The sequence below is a fragment of the Bacillus sp. ISL-7 genome, from assembly GCF_018613065.1.
In genome coordinates, this window is the sequence record NZ_JAGGQW010000052.1 from 1 (window position 1) to 25,659 (window position 25,659).

At 36.9% G+C, this 25,659-nt stretch carries 21 protein-coding genes and 4 pseudogenes; 4 read left to right on the forward strand and 21 right to left on the reverse strand.

Annotated elements, in window-relative coordinates:
• Window positions 1-5: 5 nt before the first annotated feature.
• The 5 genes from J7E66_RS21795 to J7E66_RS21815 form a co-directional block, all read right to left on the reverse strand.
• The gene (locus J7E66_RS21795) at window positions 6-431 is read right to left on the reverse strand and encodes a hypothetical protein (protein WP_215003727.1); all 426 of its coding nucleotides are present in this window, start codon (window positions 429-431) and stop codon (window positions 6-8) included.
• Between the two features lie 111 nt (window positions 432-542).
• Entirely contained in the window at window positions 543-812 is a 270-nt protein-coding gene (locus J7E66_RS21800; protein ID WP_215003729.1) for a DUF2333 family protein, read from the reverse strand.
• A gap of 111 nt (window positions 813-923) precedes the next feature.
• Window positions 924-1,190: a CPCC family cysteine-rich protein gene (locus J7E66_RS21805; protein WP_215003731.1), complete on the reverse strand. Its 267-nt coding sequence runs from the start codon at window positions 1,188-1,190 to the stop codon at window positions 924-926.
• A gap of 122 nt (window positions 1,191-1,312) precedes the next feature.
• Window positions 1,313-1,525, reverse strand: a complete 213-nt coding sequence (locus J7E66_RS21810) for a hypothetical protein (RefSeq protein WP_215003733.1) — start codon at window positions 1,523-1,525, stop codon at window positions 1,313-1,315.
• Between the two features lie 188 nt (window positions 1,526-1,713).
• Complete coding sequence (locus tag J7E66_RS21815; protein WP_215003736.1) at window positions 1,714-2,175, reverse strand: hypothetical protein; 462 nt, start codon at window positions 2,173-2,175, stop codon at window positions 1,714-1,716.
• Between the two features lie 298 nt (window positions 2,176-2,473).
• Here J7E66_RS21815 and J7E66_RS21820 point away from each other — a divergent pair, with 298 nt between their 5' ends.
• On the forward strand, window positions 2,474-2,959 hold the full coding sequence (locus J7E66_RS21820; RefSeq protein ID WP_215003738.1) for a DUF3888 domain-containing protein: 486 nt from the start codon (window positions 2,474-2,476) through the stop codon (window positions 2,957-2,959).
• A 1,235-nt stretch (window positions 2,960-4,194) separates the two neighbouring features.
• Here the strand turns inward: J7E66_RS21820 and J7E66_RS21830 are convergent.
• The 7 genes and pseudogenes from J7E66_RS21830 to J7E66_RS21860 all read right to left on the reverse strand — a co-directional run bounded on the left by J7E66_RS21830 (window position 4,195) and on the right by J7E66_RS21860 (window position 12,344).
• A pseudogene (locus tag J7E66_RS21830) lies at window positions 4,195-4,814 on the reverse strand (recombinase family protein).
• A gap of 409 nt (window positions 4,815-5,223) precedes the next feature.
• Window positions 5,224-5,564: pseudogene (locus J7E66_RS21835) on the reverse strand (DDE-type integrase/transposase/recombinase); the annotation flags it as partial.
• A 147-nt stretch (window positions 5,565-5,711) separates the two neighbouring features.
• Window positions 5,712-6,644 (reverse strand): homocysteine S-methyltransferase, encoded by a 933-nt coding sequence (gene mmuM / locus J7E66_RS21840; protein ID WP_215003740.1) that lies wholly within the window; start codon window positions 6,642-6,644, stop codon window positions 5,712-5,714.
• 381 nt (window positions 6,645-7,025) lie between these two features.
• Window positions 7,026-8,462: an amino acid permease gene (locus J7E66_RS21845; protein WP_215003743.1), complete on the reverse strand. Its 1,437-nt coding sequence runs from the start codon at window positions 8,460-8,462 to the stop codon at window positions 7,026-7,028.
• Between the two features lie 89 nt (window positions 8,463-8,551).
• Window positions 8,552-9,962: pseudogene (locus J7E66_RS21850) on the reverse strand (aldehyde dehydrogenase family protein).
• Window positions 9,963-10,054: 92 nt separating this feature from the next.
• Complete coding sequence (locus tag J7E66_RS21855) at window positions 10,055-11,095, reverse strand: homoserine dehydrogenase (RefSeq protein WP_215003745.1); 1,041 nt, start codon at window positions 11,093-11,095, stop codon at window positions 10,055-10,057.
• A 28-nt stretch (window positions 11,096-11,123) separates the two neighbouring features.
• Window positions 11,124-12,344 (reverse strand): cystathionine gamma-synthase family protein, encoded by a 1,221-nt coding sequence (locus tag J7E66_RS21860; protein ID WP_215003747.1) that lies wholly within the window; start codon window positions 12,342-12,344, stop codon window positions 11,124-11,126.
• 537 nt (window positions 12,345-12,881) lie between these two features.
• Here J7E66_RS21860 and J7E66_RS21865 point away from each other — a divergent pair.
• Entirely contained in the window at window positions 12,882-13,526 is a 645-nt protein-coding gene (locus J7E66_RS21865) for a GntR family transcriptional regulator (protein ID WP_308162562.1), read from the forward strand.
• A 635-nt stretch (window positions 13,527-14,161) separates the two neighbouring features.
• Here the strand turns inward: J7E66_RS21865 and J7E66_RS21875 are convergent.
• Window positions 14,162-14,629, reverse strand: coding sequence for a DinB family protein (locus J7E66_RS21875; RefSeq protein WP_215003750.1), 468 nt, complete (start codon window positions 14,627-14,629; stop codon window positions 14,162-14,164).
• Window positions 14,630-14,720: 91 nt separating this feature from the next.
• Window positions 14,721-15,233: a DinB family protein gene (locus J7E66_RS21880; RefSeq protein ID WP_215003752.1), complete on the reverse strand. Its 513-nt coding sequence runs from the start codon at window positions 15,231-15,233 to the stop codon at window positions 14,721-14,723.
• A gap of 276 nt (window positions 15,234-15,509) precedes the next feature.
• Between J7E66_RS21880 and J7E66_RS21885 the strand changes: the two are divergent.
• Window positions 15,510-15,623: pseudogene (locus J7E66_RS21885) on the forward strand (recombinase family protein); the annotation flags it as partial.
• A 379-nt stretch (window positions 15,624-16,002) separates the two neighbouring features.
• Here J7E66_RS21885 and J7E66_RS21890 read toward each other — a convergent pair.
• The 6 genes from J7E66_RS21890 to J7E66_RS21915 form a co-directional block, all read right to left on the reverse strand.
• A complete protein-coding gene (locus J7E66_RS21890; RefSeq protein WP_215003754.1) occupies window positions 16,003-16,950 on the reverse strand; it encodes an alpha/beta hydrolase in 948 nt (315 codons plus the stop codon).
• A gap of 194 nt (window positions 16,951-17,144) precedes the next feature.
• On the reverse strand, window positions 17,145-18,143 hold the full coding sequence (locus J7E66_RS21895; RefSeq protein WP_215003756.1) for a TauD/TfdA family dioxygenase: 999 nt from the start codon (window positions 18,141-18,143) through the stop codon (window positions 17,145-17,147).
• Between the two features lie 171 nt (window positions 18,144-18,314).
• A complete protein-coding gene (locus J7E66_RS21900) occupies window positions 18,315-19,607 on the reverse strand; it encodes an MFS transporter (RefSeq protein ID WP_215003758.1) in 1,293 nt (430 codons plus the stop codon).
• A 94-nt stretch (window positions 19,608-19,701) separates the two neighbouring features.
• On the reverse strand, window positions 19,702-20,757 hold the full coding sequence (locus tag J7E66_RS21905) for a TauD/TfdA family dioxygenase (RefSeq protein ID WP_215003760.1): 1,056 nt from the start codon (window positions 20,755-20,757) through the stop codon (window positions 19,702-19,704).
• A 33-nt stretch (window positions 20,758-20,790) separates the two neighbouring features.
• Window positions 20,791-22,311, reverse strand: coding sequence for a long-chain-fatty-acid--CoA ligase (locus J7E66_RS21910; RefSeq protein ID WP_215003762.1), 1,521 nt, complete (start codon window positions 22,309-22,311; stop codon window positions 20,791-20,793).
• A gap of 274 nt (window positions 22,312-22,585) precedes the next feature.
• Window positions 22,586-23,482, reverse strand: a complete 897-nt coding sequence (locus tag J7E66_RS21915) for a LysR family transcriptional regulator (protein ID WP_215003764.1) — start codon at window positions 23,480-23,482, stop codon at window positions 22,586-22,588.
• Between the two features lie 140 nt (window positions 23,483-23,622).
• Here J7E66_RS21915 and J7E66_RS21920 point away from each other — a divergent pair, with 140 nt between their 5' ends.
• Window positions 23,623-24,642 (forward strand): YeiH family protein, encoded by a 1,020-nt coding sequence (locus tag J7E66_RS21920; protein ID WP_308162563.1) that lies wholly within the window; start codon window positions 23,623-23,625, stop codon window positions 24,640-24,642.
• Window positions 24,643-24,748: 106 nt separating this feature from the next.
• Here J7E66_RS21920 and J7E66_RS21925 read toward each other — a convergent pair whose 3' ends face one another.
• Window positions 24,749-25,648, reverse strand: coding sequence for a LysR family transcriptional regulator (locus tag J7E66_RS21925; protein WP_215003766.1), 900 nt, complete (start codon window positions 25,646-25,648; stop codon window positions 24,749-24,751).
• Between the last annotated feature and the right edge of the window lie 11 nt (window positions 25,649-25,659).

The following is a 25,659-nucleotide window of genomic DNA, read 5'->3' on the forward strand; positions in this document are numbered from 1 at the left end:
CACTTTTAGATTAGCAAATACACATAATCACTTGGGAAGAGTAAATAGTCAAAAAATGTTGTTACACACATTGGTAACAAAATCAAAAAGCCCCACCCAATCTTCCTCCAATTCACTTTTTTATATGGTGTAATTAAGGTAAGCACACTTCTCCTATGAATCAGCACCATAACCAACGTAATACCAATCAAACAAAAAACATTGTAAAGTTGAAGGAATGAATAGTTGATGTAGGGATTAGTCGAAAAAGCTTGGCCTAAATCAGGACTATAAAAACTAGCAGCATTCCCGTCGTGCTCTACATACCACTTGTAGAATTGCGTAGATAATTTATCACTTAATACTATGGTGGTCAGTAGTAGCAAAAAAGAAATGATATAATTCCACCATTTATTAACACCCCTATTTGTTTTTAAAAAATTCTCTTCCAAAAGTTATTCACCCCAAGAATGTAATGATAAGAATATTATAATTGAAACAACTGACATAAAAAATAGCCGCCTATAATGACAGCTGGATCTTAAACTCTTGCACCCATTAGTTCAGGAACTCTTTTTCTTTAAACTCCAGTAAATGACAAGAACTAATGGAATAATAAGTGGAATAACAATAAAAAATGAGAATGTCCAAGCTGTATTCAAAAAAAATACAGCATCACTACAACCCTGCGTCCCACATTCCGTTGCTCGTATTCCTCTTTCATTAATGGCTGAAAAATAACCGATTAGTCGTATTCCGAATAAGAAAAACCATACTATGACAATGGCAATTGAAATTAAAATTAATTTAGACCAAGTTCCTACTCGTTCCATTTAAAATCCTCCCAAACTACTCAAAAACTTAATCCCCTAATGAACAGAATTATATCATTTTGAAATGGTTTCTTCTTCAACATAAGCACCCGTTAGCTTAAGAAGAAAACACTAATCAAGTGGTTTCCAATTAAGGTCCCGTTCATCTGTTTTTAAAGGCTTTCTTACATATTTAACTTTTGTAAATTCTTTTGCACCAAATTCAATAAAGTATTTTTGAGCTTGTCTTAAGGATGGAACATTAGCTCCTCCTTCATAATCGGGGTCATTAAATTGAACTCCATCATCTTCCCAAAAACAAATATCACATATATCGTAAGTACCTGGTGGTTCTTCGTCTAATGTTTTATATCCGCAACAAGGACAAGTGTATTTCACAGTACCACCTCTTTTTTTAAAAAATATTATACCGCCTAATGTAACTAAGCTGCTTCGTTACTTGAATAAGAAAAAGGCTTTACCCCTATTGAAGTAAAGCACCCAGTTAGTTGAATAGCTATTTATTTTCCAAAGATAAAGAAATACAGTGCTAATACATATATACAAATATATATCCAAGAACCTATTATCGATAAAAAGTTAAAACATCCTTTATCTTTTCTATTTAGTATTACATTTAAAATAGCCAATATTACCACTACAATAAATAAAGGTGCTACCGCTAATTTTGAGATAAGTTCTGGAAAGGGCATTTCAATTAATTTGTCATCCACATTTTCTCCCCCTAACTTAAGTCTAATATTAGCATAATTATCTAATTCCTTGTTCCACTAACCTGCTCCGTTACTTCAATAAGAAAAAGCATTACCGTTGTTCCAGTAATGCACCCGTTAGCTTAAGTGCAAAACTTCACATATACTATCAATTTAACATAACTAACAATTTTATCCCTTTAACCCATCTAGTAATTTTTTCCCTTTTCAATGAGGTACTGAAATCCATATAACAATGGCGACTTAAGAAACATATAAAGGAAAAATTGAATTTTATTAAACCGAACGAGTGTAACTAGTTTTAATTTTTTTAAAAAGCTCATGATTAGTATGGCAAACATACCATCTACTATTGCATTTAGTGTAATAAAACGTTTAAAATTTCCATATGTCCATTTTAAAATCCACATTGAACCTACCAAAAAAGGTCCTATATAAAAAGGTAATGCTACTGAAATATATGGATTTTTTTTATAAAAAACCCACCATTTGCGTTTCTTCCCAATTTGGGCGAAAAGATTTTCTATGATTACAATAAAAATTGATGCAGGAAGGAATTTCTTAATATTACGTCCCCCTAAAAAAGGGAGTGTTAACCATACTAATATGACCATAAGAGCATTAAGTAACCACTGATTTTTATTTGACATATTTAACCCTCCTCTTTCTTTAGCTTTTTCTTTATATTTATTAAGTATTCATTTTATGTCGTAAGTTGTTCTTCGCTAATCTCCCACCACCACCACAAAAAAACGCTTTTCTTGTCTGCCTACTTCTTCTTAAGTTAAACTGCCTGTTAGCCAAGAAAAAAGACCGCCGCAGCGGTCATTTGCCGAAATCAACTAAAGCACCTGTTATCTTAAGTACATTGCTTCACAATATCTTCAAAAATAAACCAAGAATAGATTGTATTTTTTCACAAATATTACAACTATAAGGAGGTGACATATGAAAATTTTCAAAAAATCACTTTTAACCTTAGTTTTTATCTTCCTTTTTTGTACACATTTTGTATTTGCAGAAGAGTATCACCGCAAAGGATATAGTGATGATTTATACCGTGTAACAAATGATGTGCCACAAGAACAACATTTTAAAAATTTTATGTTAGACCTTTTAATCCCTGAAATACTTAATGCTGCAAGGAAAAAATACAATGATGAATCCATAAGTGGAATGTCCTTTGATTGGGAAAATCACTATAATGTTGTGGAAATTAAAGAATCACATCTCCAAGAATATCTTCATGAGTATCCATACATGGTTATAGTCACTGTTTCTCCGCATAGCGGGGGTATTAAGAATCGTAAATTCTATGGTACTGATAAATTAACATTTGGCATTGAACCAAATTTATTTTGGAGAGATATCAAGGAACGTCCTGCTATAAAGTTAATTGATTATCAGCATTTAAAATCTTCCAAAAGTCCTTAGATCTCCTGTATAGAGGTCTTTTTTTCTCTTAATACGAATCTGGTTCAATTGGAACGTAAGAAGTCATCTTTCTCTTCAACTAACCTGACCCTTACTTGAAGAAGAAAAAAGCATTACCGTTGTTCCAGTAATGCACCCATTAATTGAAGAAGACGATTTTAAAAATCAGCCTTCAACTATAGTTACAGTAACCCCATCTAACTTTACATCAAAAGTTATAGTAACTGGACCTTCTGGTGGATTATGCGGACCTGTATAAGTATCATATTTAACCTTTATTGTAAAATCATATTGAGAATATCCTCCAGTTTATCGATTCACTTCTAATATTTGTGCATTCCATAACCCATAACTACGAGATGGATACTTATTTTTTATCGCTTTCCTCGCATATGGGTCTAATAAAACTAAAAAACCATCATAAAAATCAGTATGTTTTTCCTCCCTAGTAATATTAGTCTCTGCGACTACTTGGTAAGACAATGATAAATTCCAGAATAACAAACATATAACAAGTGAAATTAGAATCCGTTTCATATAAATCACCTCTGAACTATTCTTCCTGAATGATAATTTTCTTATTCCACTAAACTGCCCGTTAGTTTAAGTGAAAAACTTCACAAACATTCTTAGATCAGTATTCTTACTCTTACTGTTTCCTCCTCAATCTGGCTCGTTTGTGGAATAGTGACTGGGGTTTTTAAAAATTTATTATCATGGAATCAGTAGATTTTTTTAAAAACTTGTCTTTATTTCACCATAAGGTTCAACATAAGCTTTCTCACAGCAATTTAAAAGCGTAAAATGGTTACGCTTTAAAAGGGCAAATTCCTATAATCTTTCTCTGCTTTTCTTATTTCCGATTCTTCCACCTGCTTGACTAAATCGGTAATATCCTTATTACAATAACCTTTTCCAACCGAGCATGATATGACATTTCTTTTTTAATCTATTTCCAAAACTCTAAAGCGATTTTCTCCGGTTTTCGACCTTTTAAAGGGAAAGAAGCTTTCTGAAATGCGTTGCTATCAGCTTCGTAATGTATTTCTATTGTCACATCCATTTCTTCGCTCCTTACTTATTAATTAATAAGTATACGGCACGGTTTTATTACATATCAAAAAAATCTTCATATGTTACATTGCTTTTAAATTTTTTAAGAAACTTAACTATTTTTTGGCCGTACCCAAAGTGGATTGGTAATCGAAATCAGTACACAAGACGAGTTTCTTCTATTATATATAGGTACTTTCTGATTCTCTGTCGTACTCTATAACCAGCTTATAAAAAGTTGTCTTCTTAACACCGATATCTTTCATTGCTTTCACAGCTGTAATCTCCCCCGATTTCCATCGATGATAGGCTTGCTTAAACTCTTCAGTAATGGTAGATTTTGGTCGACCAAATGCAACACCCTTTTGCAAAGCCACATCAATTCCTTCACGCTGCCGTTTTCGAATTCGATCTCGTTCTTCTTGTGCCATCCAGGAAAGAATCTTTAAAACTAAATCAGCTATGAAGGTCCCCAAGCTATCCTTATACTGTGTCGGATCCAATAAAGGCATGTCTAAAACGACGATGTCCGCCTGAATATTTTTCGTAATGTCATTCCACTCATGAAGATCTCTTCTTTGTTCCGTCCAAAACGGTCAAGTGAATGGATATAAAGAATATCCCCTTTACGAATGATGCGTTTCAACAATTGATACTGGACACGGTCAAAATCTTTTCCGCTCTGTTTATCCATAAAAATATCACGTTGGTCGACTCCCATTTTTTTCATGGCTTCAAGTTGTCGGCCTTCATTTTGATCTTTGCTGCTGACTCGTATGTACCCAAATTTCCGAACGTCCATTTTTTACTCCCTTTCTGGCTCATTTTATCTCTTATTCTACCAAAACCGTCCGTAAAAGTGGTTAAAAAATCCCAAACGTTCGCAAATGATTTTCAAACTTAAACGAACGTAAAAAACGGCCCTTTTTGTGCTAAAACAAACCGTTCTTAAAGTGTACTTTTTCGAACAGGTAAACAGTAAGAAAAGTAAAAAATTCTCCCCTTACAGAGGACACTGTAAAACACTTAAATTTTTTAGAAGAAACGCCCTTCGGGGAGTTTTTTTGTTAAAATAAAGGTAAATCATTTAATTATTGGAGTTTAGTAATCGGAATGTCTTGTGTGTAAATACGATTGAAACATTTATCGGAAAGTTAATATGTAATCGTGAATACGACTTTAGATTGCCTTCCTCACTTTTTATCCTCCTATTATTGTCTAATATACTCAACATCATTGATTTTCCACCCTTGGTCTTTTATATACATAACTTCGCTGCCACTTATAATCCCAAGGGGCTGTTCGAAAAAATTTCAATCCTAACATCGAACAAACTCTCTTTTTAATAGCCTTATTTGGATGTCTATAGGCATCTTTTTCTCTTTCCCCAACACTTCAATCGATATAGGACAACGAGGTTCTTGTCTACTGTGATAAAGCGGAGCTTTAAAATATGAAAAGACAGCAAAGCTTTCTTAAAGAAACGCTTTGCAGCCTTATGATTTCTTGCTTTACTTAAATAAAAATCAATCGTATTTCCTTCTGAATCAACGTGCGTTATTATTACATCACTGACTCTTTACTTATCTTGAAGTTTTTTGACCAGAACCAACATTTTTGTTGCACCATGACCAGATACTAGCGAAAAGGTAAGGGATGTAGAAAATACTCTAACACCAAAATCCTTGCTTTTTTATTCTTACCTCGCCCATGCAGCAATGGTTGTTATGTCCTCCGGTTTTGTCCTGCAGCAGCCGCCAATCAATCGGGCACCGCATTCATACCAGTGATGGGTACTGTCGCTGTAAGTTTCTTCGGATGATGCCCCATGCCATGTTTTGGTGACTGCATCGTACTGCTCGCCTAAATTTGGATATACGATGATGGGTTTGACTGTGTGACTGTGCACTTTTTTTATTAGCGAAGAAATGTACTGGGGCCGCGTGCAGTTTATTCCGACGGCAGCCACTTGATCATGTTTATCCAGCCATTCTGCACATTCAGCAACCGGGGTTCCATCACTAATATGCAGCTCGTCTTTTGCACTGAAGCTGATCCATGCATAGGTTCTGGGAAACTCTTCTAATAACCTGACGATTGCTCTGGCCTCCATCAGACATGGAATAGTTTCGCAGGCCAGGATATCGGCACCGGCATCAATCAGGGCTTTCATACGGGGCCTATGGAAACTCATAAGTTTATCTTCGGTCATCGTATAGTCTCCTCGATATTCAGATCCGTCAGCAAGGAATGCGCCATATGGCCCTACTGAACCGGCTACTAAAGGCTTCGATCGGTTTGACCGGTTCTCGGATTTTCCCCAGAATTCATCGCGTGCTTTTAAGGCTATCTGGACGGATTTCTTTATGAGAAATAGCGCTTCAGCCTCGCTTAAACCGCGTCGGGCAAATCCTTCGACAGTTGCCTGGTAACTGGCGGTGATAGCACAGTCAGCTCCCGCTGTAAAATAATCCGTATGTACCTGTTTGATAAGCTCCGGATTTTCCATAAGTATGGTTGCCGACCAAAGGCTGTCGTTCAAATCACAGCCATGACGCTCAAGCTCAGTAGCCATTGCACCGTCAAGTATAACTAGCGGGAATTTCTGTAATATGTTTTCAATAGGATTCATTGTAGTACCTCCGCTACAGTCAATTTTCTGTGATCCCGTAGAAATGATGAAAGGACGAGGACTTTCTATTTCTTATATCATCAGTGTCTGAGTTCATCAATATAGACCAAAGTTGGAAAAATGTCTTGGCCGTTACTTAAGTTAAACAGATTTTAGGTAGAGTCGAAGCGATGAATTTGGTTAGAAAGGACAGATTCTCCTGTGGGGAAGCCTGTCCAAAGTCAGGTGAAATTCATTCAGCAATGGATTGGATTAATAGCTTAACAGTCTGACAACCGAAGATTTTGTACGTTTTTTTATTTTATTTACAGTTTTTTACACCTCTCCCGATAGTATCAGTAGTATATTCCAGTTTAATGGATCTCTTACACTAGACCCTCTCTACTTAATATTCTCTATATACTGATCGAGTTCATCATGAGAATCAAATAGATTCTTCTTTCCACGATTTTTAATATAGTAGTAAAAATAGCATAAAGCAATGAAGGGTACTCCGCTATACAGAGCAATTCGTTGGCTTTGATCGAAAGCAAGTCCTACACAAGAAGCGAAACACAAAACAAAAGCAGTGATGGGCACAAAGGGATAAAGCGGTGTACGAAATTTCAAATGTGTAATATTCCCCCCCTCTTTAATAAAATGCTTACGAAACATATACTGCGATAACACAATTCCCATCCACACAATAACCACGGCAAATCCTGAAATAGCTACAAGCACTAAATAAACCGTATCTGGTGCAACTACACTAGAGAATAACGACAAGCAGGCTACTGCCATACTTACAATTAACGCATTAAGCGGCACTCCTTTTGAGGTTACCTTTCCTAAGAGGGGGTTTATTGTTTTTTCGTTGGAAAGAGACCATAACATACGAGTAGATGCATAGAGACCGGAATTTGCTACGGATAATAAAGCTGTAAGAATAACGAAGTTCATGATATCAGCTGCATAAGGAATTCCTATATTATCAAAGACCATAACGAACGGACTTTCAATGACTCCCGCTTCTTTCCAAGAGATTAATCCAGATAATACAAATATAGCACCGATAAAGAAGAAAACGGTTCTCCAAATTACATTTCTAACGGATCGGGGTATGTCTTTTTCCGGATTTTCGCTCTCTCCCGCGGTAATTCCAATGAGCTCTGTTCCTGAAAAGGCAAAGTTTACGGAAATCATAGCCATTAAAACTGGAAGCAGCCCATTAGGAAAAAGACCTCCTTCACCAGTAAAATGTGAGAGCATCGGGGCAGATGCATGGCCTTTCATTGGTATGAAACCAAACATCGCAGCTCCCCCCAATATGATAAATAAAATAATGGTAATTATTTTAATTCCGGCAAACCAAAATTCTGCTTCCGCAAAAAATTTTACTGAAAAGGCATTTAGTAGAAAAAGGGTAATCGCAAAGATGACACTCCATATCCAAACGGAAGTATCAGGGAACCATCTCTTCATTAATAGACCGGATGCGGTAAATTCCGATCCTACTGTTACCACCCAGGTAAGCCAGTACATTACACCAATGGTAAATCCGGTAGCAGGACCGACATACTTTGTAGCATACGTTTGAAATGAACCGGTTACCGGCATGGCTACAGTTAATTCACCAAGGCACAGCATAACAAGATACATAATCAATGCCCCAACTAAATAAGCGAGAATCGTCCCTCCTGGTCCAGCTTGATTAATGGTATAGCCCGTGCTTAGAAAAAGGCCCGTTCCAATTACCCCTCCTAGCGAAATCATGAACAAATGTCTGCTTTTCATTGTACGCTTTAACTGATTTTGATCAGAATTATTTGCCTGTAGCATCCAGTTTCCTCCTTTGGTATAGGTAACCACGTGGCCAACCTATTAGGTCAATTCCTATTAAACTAGCATTATACCACTAAATTTTCTTATTATCTTTTAACGGCAACCTTAAAACAAACAACTTTTGGTTCGGTCATTTCTTGAAGTGCAAATTTAATTCCTTCACGACCTATACCAGAACCTTTTACCCCCCCAAAAGGCATCGCATCTATTCGATAATCGGAGCTGTCATTTACGATAACCCCGCCTACATCCAGCTTACGTACAGCCCCCAAAGCATAATCTAAATTTCGAGTGAAAATACCTGCTTGTAAACCGAAAGCCACATTGTTAGATTGAAAAATAGCTGTATCAAGATCAGGAACACTATAAAGGGTAACAACTGGTCCGAAGACTTCTTCCGTTGCCAGCTTGCAATCAGCTGGTACATTCTCTAAAACAGTTGGGTAATAAAAAGATCCCTTTCGTTTGCCGCCACAAAGCAATTTTGCACCGCTTTCAACGGCTTCATTAACCCAACTCTCCACCCGCTTTGCTTCCTTTTCTGATATCATTGGCCCCATATCGGTTTCCTCTGAAAATTTATTACCCACTCGATACTTTAGAGTACGAGTAAGGAACCTTCCGACAAAGTCCTGATAAATCCCTTCTTGAACATATACTCTTTGCACTCCGAGGCAATTTTGACCTGCGGCCCAAAAGGCTCCGGAAACAGTTGATTCAACGGCTTCTTCTAAATCAGCGTCTTCCAGAACGATAACCGGTGAGTTCGATCCTAATTCCATACTGAACTTTTTCATGCCCGCCTTTTGCATAATCACTTGGCCAGTGGAAAGTCCCCCTGTAAAAGATATCATTCGTATCGCTGGATGGGTAATCAGGCTTTCTCCCATATCACTTGGATAACCGGTAATGACGGATAAAACTTTAGGAGGCAATCCTGCTTTTTCAAATGCTTCTGCCAATAAAAGAGCGCTTAATGGTGTAGCTGGTGCTGGTTTAACGATAATCGCATTTCCAGCAGCAATAGCTGGCCCCACTTTATGTGCAACAAGGTTTAATGGATCATTAAAAGGCGTGATCGCCACAATGATTCCAATAGGAAAACGATAATAATATCCCATGCGATCTTCACTTCCCGGCATTTAAAATCGTTTCTCCATTCATTCTCCTTGCCTCTTCAGCACTAATACGAAGAGTCTCAATACAGCGTAATACTTCTTTTCTTGCCTCTTTAATTGTTTTACTTCCCTCACATGCAATCGTGGTTGCAAATTTTTCTTTATGTTCATAAATCCAGTCAGCAGCACGACTTAGAATCGTGATTCTTTCGTGCGTCGACATGTCAGCAGCAATTTTTGCTCCCTTTTTTGCCTCCTCTATGGTATGAAGTACATCTTCCTCATTAGCGGCAGGGACAGTTGCGATTAAACGATTATCTTGGGGGTCGAAGACTTTAATGCTTTTGGAGCGGGATACCCACTTTCCAGCTAGAAACATCTTATTTTCTTTTGTCTGTGTCTCTATAAATGTCATTATGTAACCACCTCATATGACTAATTTTTTATTTTGTAATTTAATAGTGCAAAAGATTACAATTGACCGCGGCTAATATTAATTAAATCAATAAGAATAGAGAATCCGGTTTCCTTTCGGCCAGCTCCGGCACCAATAAGCGTGATCGGACCGGCTAAATCGCAATCATATGTAATCGCATTTTGTGCACCTGAGACTCCAGCTAAAGGATCTGTAATCGGTATCGCTTCGGGACCTACCTTGGCGATGACTTTATCACCATCTTTTATACATTTAGCAATAAGTTTCCACTTTTTCCCCTCAGATTTTGCCCATTGGATATCTTGTTGTGTAAGATGACTAATTCCTTCACATTCTACTTCTTCTCGTTTCATCGGAACGTTCATGACAATATTAGCAAGAATAGTAGCTTTATATTGTGCATCATACCCCTCGACATCACTTGTAGGATCTGCCTCTGCATAGCCAAGAGTTTGTGCCTCAGCCAATGCTGCCTCATAACTCAAGCCTTCTTCCATTTTGGTTAAAATATAATTGGTCGTTCCATTTAAAATCCCACGTATTTCAGAAATATTATTTCCTGCCAATGCAACGAGGGGCATTCTCAATGCAGGTGTTCCGCTCATAACGGTTCCTTCAAAGCCCCATCGAACATGATTCTTTCTGGCTAACTCAACTAGCTCTTGGTAAGCTAAAGAAACTGGGCCTTTATTACTCATTACTACATTCTTTCTGCTTTCAAATGCTGCCTTACAATGATCGATAGCAGGTTGGCCGGTTTTGACATCTGTGAAAGTAATTTCTACAATGGTGTCCGCATTACTTTCACGGATTGTCTGAAAACTATCCCATCCTCTTACCAAACCAGGGCTTTCCGGGTAACGATCAAGTTTCCCTGTTTCCTTTACAGCTTGTAATGCTTTTGCAATATCTAAGCCTTCTGGATGATAAAGAGATCCCTTAAGAAAATCGGAAATGGCAACAATTTTTGCATCAAAGGCAAGTTCGCTTAGTAACAATTCACCTTTTTCTTCTAAAATTTCTGCAAATCCTTGACCAACTACACCAAAACCAAGCAACGCAATTTTATGTGTCATACTCAATACCTCTTCCATTGTTATATTTTCACTTGCTGCTATTAACAGGCAATTGCGATTCTAAATGGCAAAAAGCTTGATCTAAATCCGAAATAAGATCTTCTGTATCTTCAATCCCTACGGAGATACGAACCAAACCTTCCGGAATACCAAGAGCTTTCCGTTCTTCAAGAGTACATTCGACATGGCTAGTCGTTCTTGCCGGTCCGTATATCGTTTCAACAGCTCCAAGATTTCCAGCTTTGTTTGCATATTGTAATTTTGGCAATAAAATTTTGATCGCCTCCATTTCATCTTTCAATACAAAACTTAATATTCCGCCGAAACCCTTCATCTGTTTCTTTGCAATTTGGTGATGTGGGTGTGTTTCTAATCCAGGGTAATAAACTGCTTCCACAAGCTTTTTCTTTTGCAGATACTTTGCAATCGCCATTGCACTCTTTTCTTGCTGTCGAACACGAAGTTTTAACGTTTTCATCCCTCTTAAAATAAGATAAGCTGACCACGGATCCATGGTTGCTCCATTAATTTCCCGATAGTGATAAACTCTTTTCATCAGTTCTTTGGAGCCGCACACCACACCCCCTAAAGCATCGGCATGTCCGCTTAAAAATTTAGTGGCACTATGGATGACGATATCAACTCCTAATTGAATTGGATTTTGATTAATAGGAGTAGCAAAAGTATTGTCTATTATCACCAATGCCCCCACCGATTTTCCAGCTCTCACCATTCTCTTAATATCCGTAATTTTCATGGTAGGGTTAGTTGGAGACTCCAAATATAAAACCTTACATCCTTTGGCCACTTCAGCTTCAATTTCTTCATGATTTCCAGTGTTGCATAACGTTACATCTACATTGATATTCGGTAAGAATTCGGTAAAGATTTTATTAGTTCCCCCATAGGTGTCTTTTACGGATATTACCCGGTCTCCAGGCCTTAAAAATGTATATAAGGTGCTGCTAATAGCGGCCATTCCTGATGAGAAACCAATCGCTTCCTCCGCTCCCTCAAGAATTCGTACTTTTTCTTCAAAAGCTTGCACAGTTGGATTTGTCATTCGATTGTAAATATGTCCAGGTTTATTTCCGATAGCAACCTCTTGCCACTCATCCACGTCATCGTAATTGTAGGCTACACTAAGCACCACAGGAACTTGGGTTGCATTGTAAGCAAGAGATTCTTTTTCACCTGCCCATACAGCTTTTGTACCGTCTTGTATATCTTTAAAGTTTCTTTCACTCATGTTTCTACCACCTCTCATTTTTATAATTTTGAAAATGTCCTTTTGTATCCCAACTAAATTTCATTAAAAAAAATCCCCCTTTACGCTAAATTGTTTGCACTTCTCATTTTTAATTAGTGCGTTTTTTGGACACATTCTTACTAAGACGCTTTAAATTATACAATATATTGTATAATGTATAATGTATAATACGCTGAATTATCTGAAAAATATCCGTATGAAGATTATATAATGGACCTTTTCCATTTTCAATGTAAAACTTTAAAAATATATTTTAAAATCTAACTGTCTAGTTTTAATAATTAAGATATATTTGTATTGGCTGGTCTTAAAAAACCACAGCTCCGCTTCTTCCCTATTCTTTTAATTTTCCTAAAATAGGAATCTAATATGCATCGATTCATAACATATTAGACTTGGAGACAATAGATTTAAAAGGATAATGAGTTACTTTGGGACCATATTGAAGAATTTGGATGCTCATGCTAATATAAAAAGCGAGAATTGCTACTTTTTTTAACTTAGGGGGGAATAACTATCAAAAAGAGGTACCGATCACTAAAAGATCATGTATATGATTATATAGCCACAGAAATTCAGAATGGAACATTGCTTCCCAATCAAAAGATAAATGAAATAGCACTAAGCGAGAAATTAGAAGTAAGCAGAACCCCTGTGAGGGAAGCCTTAATTCAACTAGCTTCTGAAAATTTACTAGAGTCATTTCCTCGAAGAGGATTTATCGTTAAGGAAATTGATACCAAGAAAAAGCTCGATGTTTTTAGTGTTGTTGGTGTACTAGATGCCTTTGCAGCCACTTTAGCTCTGGAGAATTTGACCGAAGATGACATGGAACTAATGGAAGAGTTGGTTAGGAAAATCGACCGTTCCATTTCTCAGAAAAATTATACAGATTATCAAAAATACCAAAACCAATTCCATAAAGTATACATTGATAAGTGTTACAACCCTACATTAATTGAGCTTCTTGATTCTTTACAGAATAGTTTTGTCAGGCAGATTTATTTAAGTAAAGACGAAGAAAAACTCTTTACATCATTAGAACAAATGAATGAACAGCATAAACAAATTATTGATTACTTTAAGAATAAAGACAAAGAAAGCTTGGAGCACCTGATTAAGAATGAACATTGGAAAATAACTCATATCGATATGATATAGAATATATGGTACCGGTTAAAAATGATTTACTAGAAAAATAATTTGAGTCAAATGATTTTCCTAGGTAAATTTCGATTCCCCTTAAAGACATGAAATGGCGCTCTTGTCAGCGCCCCCAGCCTTCCTCCACAATTTGAAACACCTGCCTCATGGCCTTATGCTCCATTTCGAAAAATTTTCCCCCAAGAAAAAACAGCGATTAGCTTATGCCATCGCTGTCTATATTCCCTAAATTAACCTGTAACGTTTGAATAAATCTCTTTGCCAAATCCTAGTGAAAAAATAGTACAGGTATTAATAGCAATGTAACATTAAGGTGCAGCCAAGAGTTAGATAAAATCTACATATGAATAACGAAGTAATCAATAAATTTCTAATTTAATTCCATCTACTTTGCGGGTGGTGTCAGTTATCTTAACTCATCATAATAGGTGACTTTACAGTATTCAATGTATGCGTCAGGAAAATGCGTATTTATAACGTTAAGGAATTTTCATTATTAAAAAACCTAATTTCTCGGTGTTGTAAGTGAGAAATTAGGCTTTAGAATGTAACTTAATTGGCCTAGTGACAGCTTCGCTGGTACTACCCCGGTACCGGAACGAATCCGAGTTAAATGAAAATGTTGTCCCTTTTTATTGTCGCTCCCAAAACGCTGGCGGTTCAATCCCAAGTAACCGTAAGTAAATAAAACCTTGGCCCCGATGGTGGATTTCATTTTCCAACGCATAATGTAGACGTTCGAAATGACTCATTTCGCCACCAAAAAAGAGATCTTTTTCTACGGTGTGCAACCGTTCCTCGGTGATTTTTGGCCACCATTTTTGGACATCCTCCTTTGTTTCATGACAACCGTCTAAAAGTTCCGCTTTGGTTGAAACACCAGCAAAAGGTTGGCTATATTCCCATTCACCGAGAGCGATACCGCGTATATATCCGCGTTCAATATCTAGTATCTCTAAAATCATTTTTGAGAATGGCCGCAGCGGTTCAACCGGTGCAAAAGTGAATAACTTGTCTTCAGGGAAAGCCTCAATTGTTCGAATGGTTAAACGCCGATTCTCATCCAAAATTTCGCGAAATTGCTCCAATGTCATGACCATGATGGTCGCCTCCTTAATTAGTTGTCTCTACATTAGCACTCTTTTAATTGAAGAATTTTTATAAAAATATACAAGACCCCCTGACGAGTAATCATGAAGTTTGGGGCATGAATAGGTAAAGTCCATAATCTTGCATCACAGAGGTGTGTCCCATTTGCCGTAACATGGTAGCTATATTGCCACGATGATAAGATCCGTGAGTGACAACATGTAGCACCGTTTCAGAAACAGAAGTTTCAAGTAATCCAGCATAGGGGTTATCAACCACTATCACCTTTTCAATATTTTCTTGGCTGTTCAGAAGTTCTTTGTAACGTTCAGATAAGTCTAAAAAGATCTTTTTCATTTCTTCAATACTTTTTGTTTCTACCTGCTCTATTAATTGATCTGCATACGCCAATGCTTCTTTCATGTCTTTACCTGAAATAATGTCAAACCATGTGTAATCGGTGGCATAAATGTGAGACAACACCTTTGATATTGAAGAAAAACCTGTTTGAATTTCCTTATGATAAACGTCTTGCGGAAGTTCTTTTAAACGATTAATTATAACTCCATTTGCCCATGTATGGTAGTCGTACATTTTTAATGCCGGATACGTCATTTTAAATTTCCTCCTTTTTTTCATGATCTTGTATTTTTTAATTGATACCTAATGACAAATAACTTACTTACAAATTCTGGAGGTAACTATAATTATTCTGTTTTAATTACAAAAATCCTTCTTTTAGCGTTTAAAAAGTGTGCAATTTATCTCTCAAAATCACAACCTAATAAACTTCCATAATGTCTGTAACAAAAATATGTAACAAAAAATTTTGTAACAATATTTCCTCTTGAATCATTTTTGGTACAATATTTGGTAGAGGAGAGGATTAATTTGAAGTTTGGCTATATGCGTGTTTCTACATTTGACCAAAATTTAGATCGTCAAAAGAAACAACTTGAAGAATTTGGATGTGATCGTATTTTCTTTGAAAAAATAACTGGAACATAACGGAACCGACCGGATTTGGACCGAATGTTAGAGTCTTCGTCCGGAAGATATGGTAGTTTTTTGTGGCATCTTTCTTTGTTAGTTTTGATTGTGTTGCGACAGCATTTACTAATTCTTCCTTATTCATTATTCAAGCACCTCTTCTTTTTATTATTTGATATTATGTAGAAACGCATATCATATCCTATATATATCTGTCACTTTATAAAATTAGATAATAGACAGAGAAACTCCTGTTTTTTTCAAAGACTGATTACTTTAGATTGGTTTTCTAAAGTAATCAAATGTAGGTTTTAATATAACTAACATTCACTTGAAAATCACAGCTATAATATAATCCCTCTTTTATAATTTTTTCATATAAGAACATTTTCTTTCAATCTATCTTTATTTTATATTTAACGGAACTCAAGAACTTGTCGATCCTAGTAACAACCGAATCTATGTTCTTTGAGAAAATGGCCATGTTTGCAAAAAATCCGTGGACCATACCGGGTTCACATTCATATTCAACTTGAACACCAAATTTTTTCAGACGTTCAGCATAGGCCATTCCTTCATCCCGAAGCACATCATTTTCCGCTGTGAATACAATTGCTGGCGGGAGACTACTTAGATCTTGAGCGACCAAGGGGGAAGCATACTCATTACACCTGTCCTCATTATTCCGTAAATAATGATCACGGAACCAAATCAACTGTTCACGATCAAGTCCAAATCCTTTTGCAAAGGTTCGATGGGATTCCGTATTGAACTCAAGATTTGTCGCAGGATAGATTAAGACCTGTGCAGTGATGTTTGGACCTTTTTTGTCTCTCGCCATCATCGTAACTACAGTCGCTAGATTTCCACCTACGCTATCCCCTCCAACTACCAATCGAGAAACTTCTCCGTTAAATGAAGTCCCTTTTTCATAAACCCATTGCAATGCGGAATAGGCGTCTTCTACTGGCGTCGGAAACTTATACTCTGGAGAAAGACGATAGTTTACGGATACAACAATACTTTCCGTTCGATTCGCTATCATACGGCAGCTTGCATCCGATGATTCAATGTCTCCTAGAACCCAGCCTCCACCATGGTAGTAAACAAATAGAGGGAAAGGACCTTGCCCTTCCGGTATATATACCCTGCATTTGATTGTTTCATCCCCGCTTACAGGTATCATGAAATCCTCAACTTTTGAAAGCGGTTCTAATTTTACAGCAGGACGCGGCGCTTTCGAAAGCATCTCTCTTACTGACTTATGATCCATTGTATGAATAGGTGGCAGCTGATTAAATGCTTGTAAATATTTTTCTGCTTGCGGATCTAGATTTGTCAAAAAACATCATCCTCACTTCAGGTTATTTTTAAATTACCCAATCTATATGCGAAACCATTATTCCTGTCACAACACTCTCAAATTATCTTCAAAATAAAAACATAAAATGGTGATTTTATTCATCATTTTCGTTGAATAAAATCACCATACAACTTGATATAAGATATATTGGTGATTATTATTACCACCGGTTTTTATCTAATTACAGGTGCTCCTCCTATATAAAACTCGAAACCTGGAGCAATTTTTCGGCCATTTGGCATCATGAGCCACAATCTTAATAAATGACGTTTGCGGTCATCTTCTTCATAATCTTCAAATAGTGTACGTGAATGAAAAACGGTATAATTATTAACGAATTGGATATCACCCGGTTCCATCATCATATCAATATGAAAGTTTTTATCTTGAGTAAGGGAATCTATAAAATCAAATGCTTCGATTTCCTCTTTTGACAAGGAGATACCTGTTTTCGTTTGTGCTGATTCGACATATTGACGCATATATCTGCAGCTTAATTTACCATCGTAATAGCTAAAGATCGGTGATGGAACGACTGGAGTTTGACCTGGTGCTTCTTCCCCACGAAGATCATGAGCGAATGGGCGATAGAGAAATTCAAGGTACTCTGGGTGCTTCTCCAGAATTTCGTTATAGATAGACATCGCACTTGCGATACTGCTTAAACCGCCAGATTTCGCTTTCTGAAGACATAGTAATCCGACTACATCAGCAAGATCTGTGTGATAGTCAAGATGCACATTTGTTTGGTAACCACGTACTTTTGTATTATCATTAAAGTCTTTACCTATGTTTTTGATATGCCCTAAGAGGTCACCATTTTTGCTTTGGATGATGGGTAGGCCCAAGTGAAGTCCAAGACCCCAGTAAATGATACTAGCTTCATCGTCAGTATATTGATCCATTGGTAATCCACGAATCAATAGAAATCCTCTTCCATTCTCCAGCTCGTCAACAAAATAAGCGATTTTTTCAGCAAGGTCAGGAATCGGGAAATCCTCCTTGTTAAAATTGGGTGCCTTTAACCCTTTTTGTTGAACATGTAATACAGCCTTGTCAAGAGCTGCAAGGGTTATCTCTGACAAATAATAAATCCATGAATCATCCTTTGCTAGTTCGATACCTTTCCACGCTGAACGCCCTTGAATTTTTTCCTTTAAAATGACTGACATTAATATTCCTCCTTTATTTTGGTTATGACGCCGAAATCGACCGACTATTTCGAATTTTTTATTTATGGCACACTTATTATTATTAATTAAATGAATTTATCATTTGTAACTTATAATTAAGTTAGATTAATATAATTTTGCTAAGAATCTTCCAATCTACCTTTATATCTCTTAAATACTCACTTGCTCCTCTGCTTCAATCATTGTATGGCTTTCCTTAGCGGGACGTACACCGATCCAAAACAATAATCCGATAATGAGCATCCCTATAGAAGAGGCTTGAAATGCGTATCCGTATCCGATAGCTTCAGTCGCTGCATTTTGTATAAGATTGCCAAAAGCAAGTGGAGCAATAATACTTGCAATACTTGCAAGAGCAATGAACGTCCCTTGTGCCTTTCCAATGTTTTGAGGAGAAAAAAACTCCATTAATATGGCAGGGGCGAGTGATAGAATGACATACGCAAAACCGGGTGCAAGGGTAAAGAATATTATGGACAAAGACGTTGAGTTCACGGTATTTGCCAAATATATACATAAAGCGGATAACATCATCATGAAACCAGCAAGATTAATTCGTGCTTTACGAATATCTCCTGTTTTACGATAAAGCCGATCTGATAGCAAAGCAAATCCAAATTGGCAAAAAGCTGCAAAAAGAAAAGGTAAAGACACGGCTAGTTTTAATGTTTGACCATTAAAATGTTGAACTTTGGTAAAGTAGGCTGGAAACCATACCGCTTGAACGGACAATAACCAATAAGCACACCCACCGCACAAAACGGTCAAAATAAAATTTTTAGATAAAAGATGCGGAAGAAATTGACGCCATGAAACCTTAGAAAGGCTAGACGACTGTTGCTCCTTTTGATGAATGGCAGTCAGCCCGATATCTTTTGGACTTTCTTTACCGAAAATCATCCATAAAACCAGAACAATCAGTCCCAGTATACCCATGGCAATAAATGCAGATCTCCATCCATAATTATCAATTAAAGAGATAAATAATGGCGAAGCAATCGCCGATCCCCCTGTAGTCCCTAAGAGAACAGCACCAAAGCCTATTCCGTGTCTATGTTTCGGGAACCACTTTCCCATGATTGCCGTAGAAAGAGCTGGGGCTGGACCTTCACCTGCTCCCAAAATCATTCTTGTTAACAAAAGCAGAGACAAACTGGAAACGAAGGGCGTGGCAAATTGTACAATCAACCATACAAGCGATATCCACGTTAACATTTTTTTCGTGTTTTTGGAATCGGCCATGCCGCCAAGAAAGATAGAGGCGAAGGTAAAAAACCAAAAGAACGAACTTCCTACAACTCCCCATTGCGAAGGACTTAAATGTAACTCTTTCATTAAAGGAACGGAAACCAAACCAATGATAATTTTATCTACTTGGTTGATCATACCGGAAAGAACTAGAAATAATAAGATAATCCAAGAATACTTTGGAGTGCTTGACATATATATATCCTCACTTTTTTCTATATAAGGAACACCTTTTCCTGAAATGAGAAAAGGTGTTCCCACTAGTTTTAACGAAGCTGCTGATGCACAATTACTTTAAGGTTTCAACAATACCGCCAGCTGTTTTATTACGAGGAGGTACACCGCCGCGACCCGGTTTACCCGTATTCTCATCAATAAACATCGCGAATTCCGGGGAAATTTCCCGACCATTTGGCATCGTGAGCCACAATCTTAATAGATGACGTTTGCGTTCCGGCTCTTCAAAGTCTTCGTATTGAGTACGTGAGTGGAGAACCGTATAATTATTGACGAACTGCATATCACCTGGCTCCATCATCATGTTATAATGTAAATTCTCGTCATGAAGGAGGGAATCCAGTAAGTCTAATGCTTCAATTTCCACTTTTGACAATTGGATGCCTGTTTTTGCTTGTGCTGATTCGATAAATAAACGGACATATCTGCAGCTCAGTTTACCATCATAATAATTAAAGATTGATGATGAAAATACTGGAGATTCTCCTGGCGCTTCCTCTCCACGACGATCAAAGTAAAATGGACGACAGAGAACTCCAAGATATTCCGGGTTCTTCTCCAGAATTTCATTGTAAACAGTCATCGAACTGATGATACTGCTGTGGCCACCAGATTTCCCTTTTCGCAGGCTTAATAGTCCAACAACATCAGATCCATCAGCATGAAATGGAAGATGCAGTTTCGTTTGGTAACCGCGTACATTAGAATTTTCTAAGCTAAGACCTTGATCTTTGACGTGCCCTAAGAGGTCACCATTTGCGTTTTGCGATACCGGAATGCCCATGTGAAGTCCGAGACCCCAGTAAATGATGCTTGCTTCTTCATCTGTATACCTTTCAATAGGTAAGCCACGAATTAAAAGGAACCCTCTCCCATTCTCCAGCTCTTCAACAAAGTAATCGATTTCATCTAAGAGATCTGAAATCGGGAAATCTTCCTTGTTAAAATTAGGTGCTTTTAAACCCTTTTGTTTAACATTAACTAAAGCGTCCTCAAGTGACGCAATCGTTTTTTCCGACATATAATAAATCCATGATTCATCTTTGGCCAGGTCAGTGCCTTTCCAAGCTACTGGTCCTTTAACTTTTTCCTTAAAAATGGTTGACATAAGTAATCCCCCTTTAATAATTTGGTTATTTTCTTACTTTACTTCTGTCAATTCTCTTAACTCTCTGCGCAAAATCTTCCCTGTGGAGTTCTTAGGCAGCTCTTTAAAAAATTCTACTCGTTTAGGAAGCTTGTACTTCACCAGCTTATCCTGACAGAATTGGATAATGTCATTCATGGTGATCTGTTCATCCTTAACTACGACAAAAGCTTTAACACTTTCTCCGTATTCCCCATCTGGGACTCCGATTACGGCCGCCTCTACAACGGCAGGATGTTGATACAGGACTTCTTCCACTTCACGAGGGTAAACATTGTAGCCTCCAACAATAATCATGTCCTTCTTGCGGTCAACAATGTAGAAGTATCCTTCTTCATCCATTGTTGCGAGATCACCAGTGTAAAACCACCCGTCTTTAAAAGCAGCTGTAGTAGCTTCCGGCATCCCCAAATAGCCCTTCATTACATTTGGCCCTTGGACAACTAATTCTCCGACTTCTCCTCTCGGCAATTCCGTTCCGAACTCATCTACAACTTTGCTTTGTACAGCTGGAATATTCAAGCCGATAGAACCTGGCTTGCGTGTTCCTTTTAAAGGATTAATAGCGACGAGAGGAGCGGTTTCCGAAAGCCCATATCCTTCCAGGATAGAAACATTAAACTTGTTTTCAAATTTATGCAGCAACTCGACTGGAATCGAGGCACCTCCAGAGATACAGATGCGAATAGATTGGCAATCCTCCGCAATCGCTTCAGGCAATTGATAGATAAAACTGTACATCGTAGGTACTCCAGCAAACACGGTTGCCTTTTTTTCTCGAATGGTGCTGACAACGTCAAGAGGGCTGAATTTAGGCTGGATCAGGACTGTTGCCCCGCAAGCAATTGGCGCATTCAGACAAACAGTCATACAGAATACATGGAACATTGGCAGAGCAGCTACGACACGATCTTTATCATCGAGTTCTAGTAATTTTAAAATAGAGTCCGCATTTGAAACCAAGTTCCGATGCGTTAACATTGCACCCTTTGGTTTCCCAGTTGTTCCTGATGTGTATAGAATGACTGCAAGGGCTTCCACATTAATGTAAGGGCTTCCATAAACATTATTGCTTGTGCTTGTTTCCATGAGATTCTCCCATGTCGATTCCTGATCCTCTGCTTCGGTATAAACCACTAGCCTCAGATTTTCCAATTGCTTCTTTACTACTGTTAACTTCGGTTCTACAGATACATGAGCAATGACCGCTTTGGCTTGACTATTGTCTAATATGTAGTTGATTTCCCCTCGGGTAAACAAAGGATTGATCGGAATAACAAAAGCACCAAGCCGTAAAATACCGTAATACGCAATGAGAAATTCAGGGCTATTACCTAATATAAGAGCCACTCCATCTCCCTTCCCGATTCCTTGGGCAGTCAAGCCTGCAGAGAATTGATTTACCTGCTGACTTAGTTCCCTGTAAGTAACACTCTTATCTCTGTAGATATAAGCGATACTTTCCGGGAAATTACTTGCACTTCTCTTCAGATTTTCGTTTAAGTTATAATTCATTAAATGAATCCCCCCCTTTTTCTCACATAGGAGACTTTGAATGCCTACTATTGTGAATATTAAAAATATTATTACACTAAGTATACTCATAAATAATAATTAAATAAAATTAAATATTTTAAATTGTATGTAAGTAATACTAATATTAAAAAGGGACTTCAGGATAACGGGAGGACTACTTCGATGATCTCTACATCTACTTCTAAATAAAAAGACAAAGCCCCAGTAAAGAGCTTTGTCTTTTTTATATTTTTGATTAATTTATAAAATAGAGCTATTGCGATAATTGATTCTTTAGATATTTTTCTATTAACTCAATAAATAAGTTCATAGATTTCGTATGCAATTCCACAGATTCTGTTATAACTGAAAAATTTCTTTTTATCGGTGTCCCTTTAACATTTAATACTTGAATGGTACCAAGCATTCTTTCTTTTTTTACAGTAAGTTCAGATAAGTAACTAATGCCAAGGCCGGCTTCAACTGCCTCTTTTATAAGTTGTGTGCTGCCGAACTCCATTAACCTGGAAGGACGTATTTGTAAAGTTTGAAATAATGTTTCTGTTGCCTCTCTTGTACCCGAACCTTCTTCACGGACAATCCAATTCTCTTGTTCTACCTGTCTTCGTGTAACTTCCTTATTGAAATAAATGGGATATTTACCCCCTGCTACGATATACATCTGGTCGGTGGAAACGGATTTTATATATATATTTCGTTGAGAAATTTCTCCCTCAACAATTCCTACATCTATCTCATGACTTGTAATTGCTTTAGCAATATCCCTTGTATTGCCAATCTGTACCGAAGGGATGATATTAGGAAATAGGTTTTTCATTCTTGCAAGTATATGTGGTAATACATACTCTCCAAAGGTATAGCTGGCGCCAATTTTTAATGGTCCTGTTGGCTCGTTATTTAATTCATTCACTAACATCGACATTCGTTTATATAAACCTGTTATTTCTTTAGCATGTAAATAGACTATTTCACCTGCTTTAGTTAGCTGCACACTTTTGTTTGTTCGGAGAAGTAGTTTTGCACCTACATACTTTTCCAATTGTTGAATTTGCTGGCTGACTGCAGGCTGAGTCATATGAAGCTCTTCCGCTGCTCTGGAAAAGTTTCTTTTTTCAGCTACAGATAAAAATACAAATAATCGTTGATCCATAGGTTCTCCTTCTTACTATCGCATTTACTTATTATAACTATAATAATCATTTATTTTCCTTATTGTAAATTATTAGTTACGATAAATTATATAGAATTCAAATAAGGGGTTGAAAAACATTGGAACAAAAAGTATTAATAATTCCCAGTCCGAATCAGCAAAAAAAAGCGGCAAAAAAGCTAGATGTTTCTTTGATTTCTGGAATTGGTTTTACATTGATTATAGCCGTGTTAGGTTTTATTTTGGCAGCGCTTCCAGGTCTAAATCATATTGGACCTCTTGCGTGTGCTATTTTACTAGCTGTGGTTTATAGACAGGTTTTTGGATATCCAGAAAAATTACGTACTGGTATTCAATTTTCATCAAAAAAATTATTGAGATTGGCTATCATACTTTATGGATTAAAGCTTAATATGATTGTGATATTTCATCAGGGATTTCCACTATTACTAAGAGGGTCAATAACGATCATTTTTTCAATCGTTGTCCTTATGACCCTTGCAAAATGGCTGAAGGCCGATTTTAATCTTTCTTTATTATTAAGTCTCGGCACAGGCATTTGTGGTGCGGCTGCCATCGCGGCCGTATCGCCAATTATAAAAGCAAAAGATGAGGATACAGCTATGGGAGTCGGCATCATCGCATTAGTCGGCACAGTGTTTTCAATAATCTATACGTTAATATTTCCTTTTTTATCATTTGGTCCTTTGACCTACGGAAATTGGGTTGGAATCAGCCTACACGAGATCGGCCATGTTGCTTTAGCTGCTGCCCCAGCAGGCCAGGATGCTCTTGCTCAAGCATTACTTGCCAAACTTGCACGAGTATTCCTATTAATCCCGGTTTGCTTTATCCTTATGTTTTGGATGAAAAAGAAAGGAAAAATAGAGGGCGAGACAAAATTCGAGTTTCCATGGTTTTTAATTGGTTTTATCGTTATGAGTTTTGTGGGAAGCTATATCATTGGTAATCAGGTAGTGGTATCAAAAACAGTGATGTCTGATATTGCATACGGTACATCATTTATGTTAACCATGTCAATGACCGGATTAGGTTTAAATATTAGCTTGAAAGAATTACGAACCAAAGCAATACGTCCACTTATTGCCATTATTATTACATCATTTCTTTTATCATCGCTAACGTTTATTAGTCTTTAACATAAAAAAACTTATAAAATCATTCTTAAATCAGCCTGAGTTCTATATTGACACGAATTCAGGCTGTTTAATTTTTATCTAAAGGACGGTCTACATTAGGAATCATTTATACACTTTCTGTAAAATTATGTAAAAAGTCATTAATAAATTCCTCAGCTACCTGTGTTAAACCTTTCGTTTCTAAATAAATAAGCCAGAAATCAATTGGAAAATAATTTTCTTCCCTTAATGGGATTATTTTTATCTCTCCATTTATAACCATTGGACTTTTTTTAATAGAAAAATTATGTAAAAATAAAACGGCCTCGCTTTCTTTTACCAGCTCGAAAAGAAGACTGCTGCTATTCGATTTAATTAAAACTGCATTTGGATTCAGTTTTAATAATTTTAATACCTTTTTATAATCGGATGAATTATACATAACAAATTTGGAATGTACTAGATCACTTAGAGTTACACAATCAAAAGAATAAAAAGGTGAATTTTTACCCACTGCAATACATATATGACCCTCATGTATATGTTCGAACCGAATATTTTTTTCTTTTTTTAACTCATCTATAGATGCATGAATCAAAGCAAAATCGTAATTTTCCTTGTTGAAATTCTTAATAATATCAGTAGGGTTTTGCTCAACTAATTCAAATGTAATTTCACTATTTTTTGAATTAAACTTTACCATGGTATCTTGTAGAATAAAAGAAAAAGTAGGCGCAGTAAGGATTTTTAAATGAGTTTGATTGCTATTTTTATAATCATAAATTTCTTTGTTTAGTTCTTTAATGGTGTTTAGTACAGTTATTGCTTTCGAAATAACTATTTTACCTTCAAAGGTGGTCGTAACTCCTTGTTTTGATCGGTTAAAGATTTTTATCCCTAGCTCATTTTCCAGTTGAGTAATTGATTGACTCATACCTGAAGGAGATATAAATAATTTTTCAGCCGCTTTTGAAATTGACATCTCATTCGCAACATTTACTATATACTCCATTTGTTCGAAATTCATCTTTTCACCTC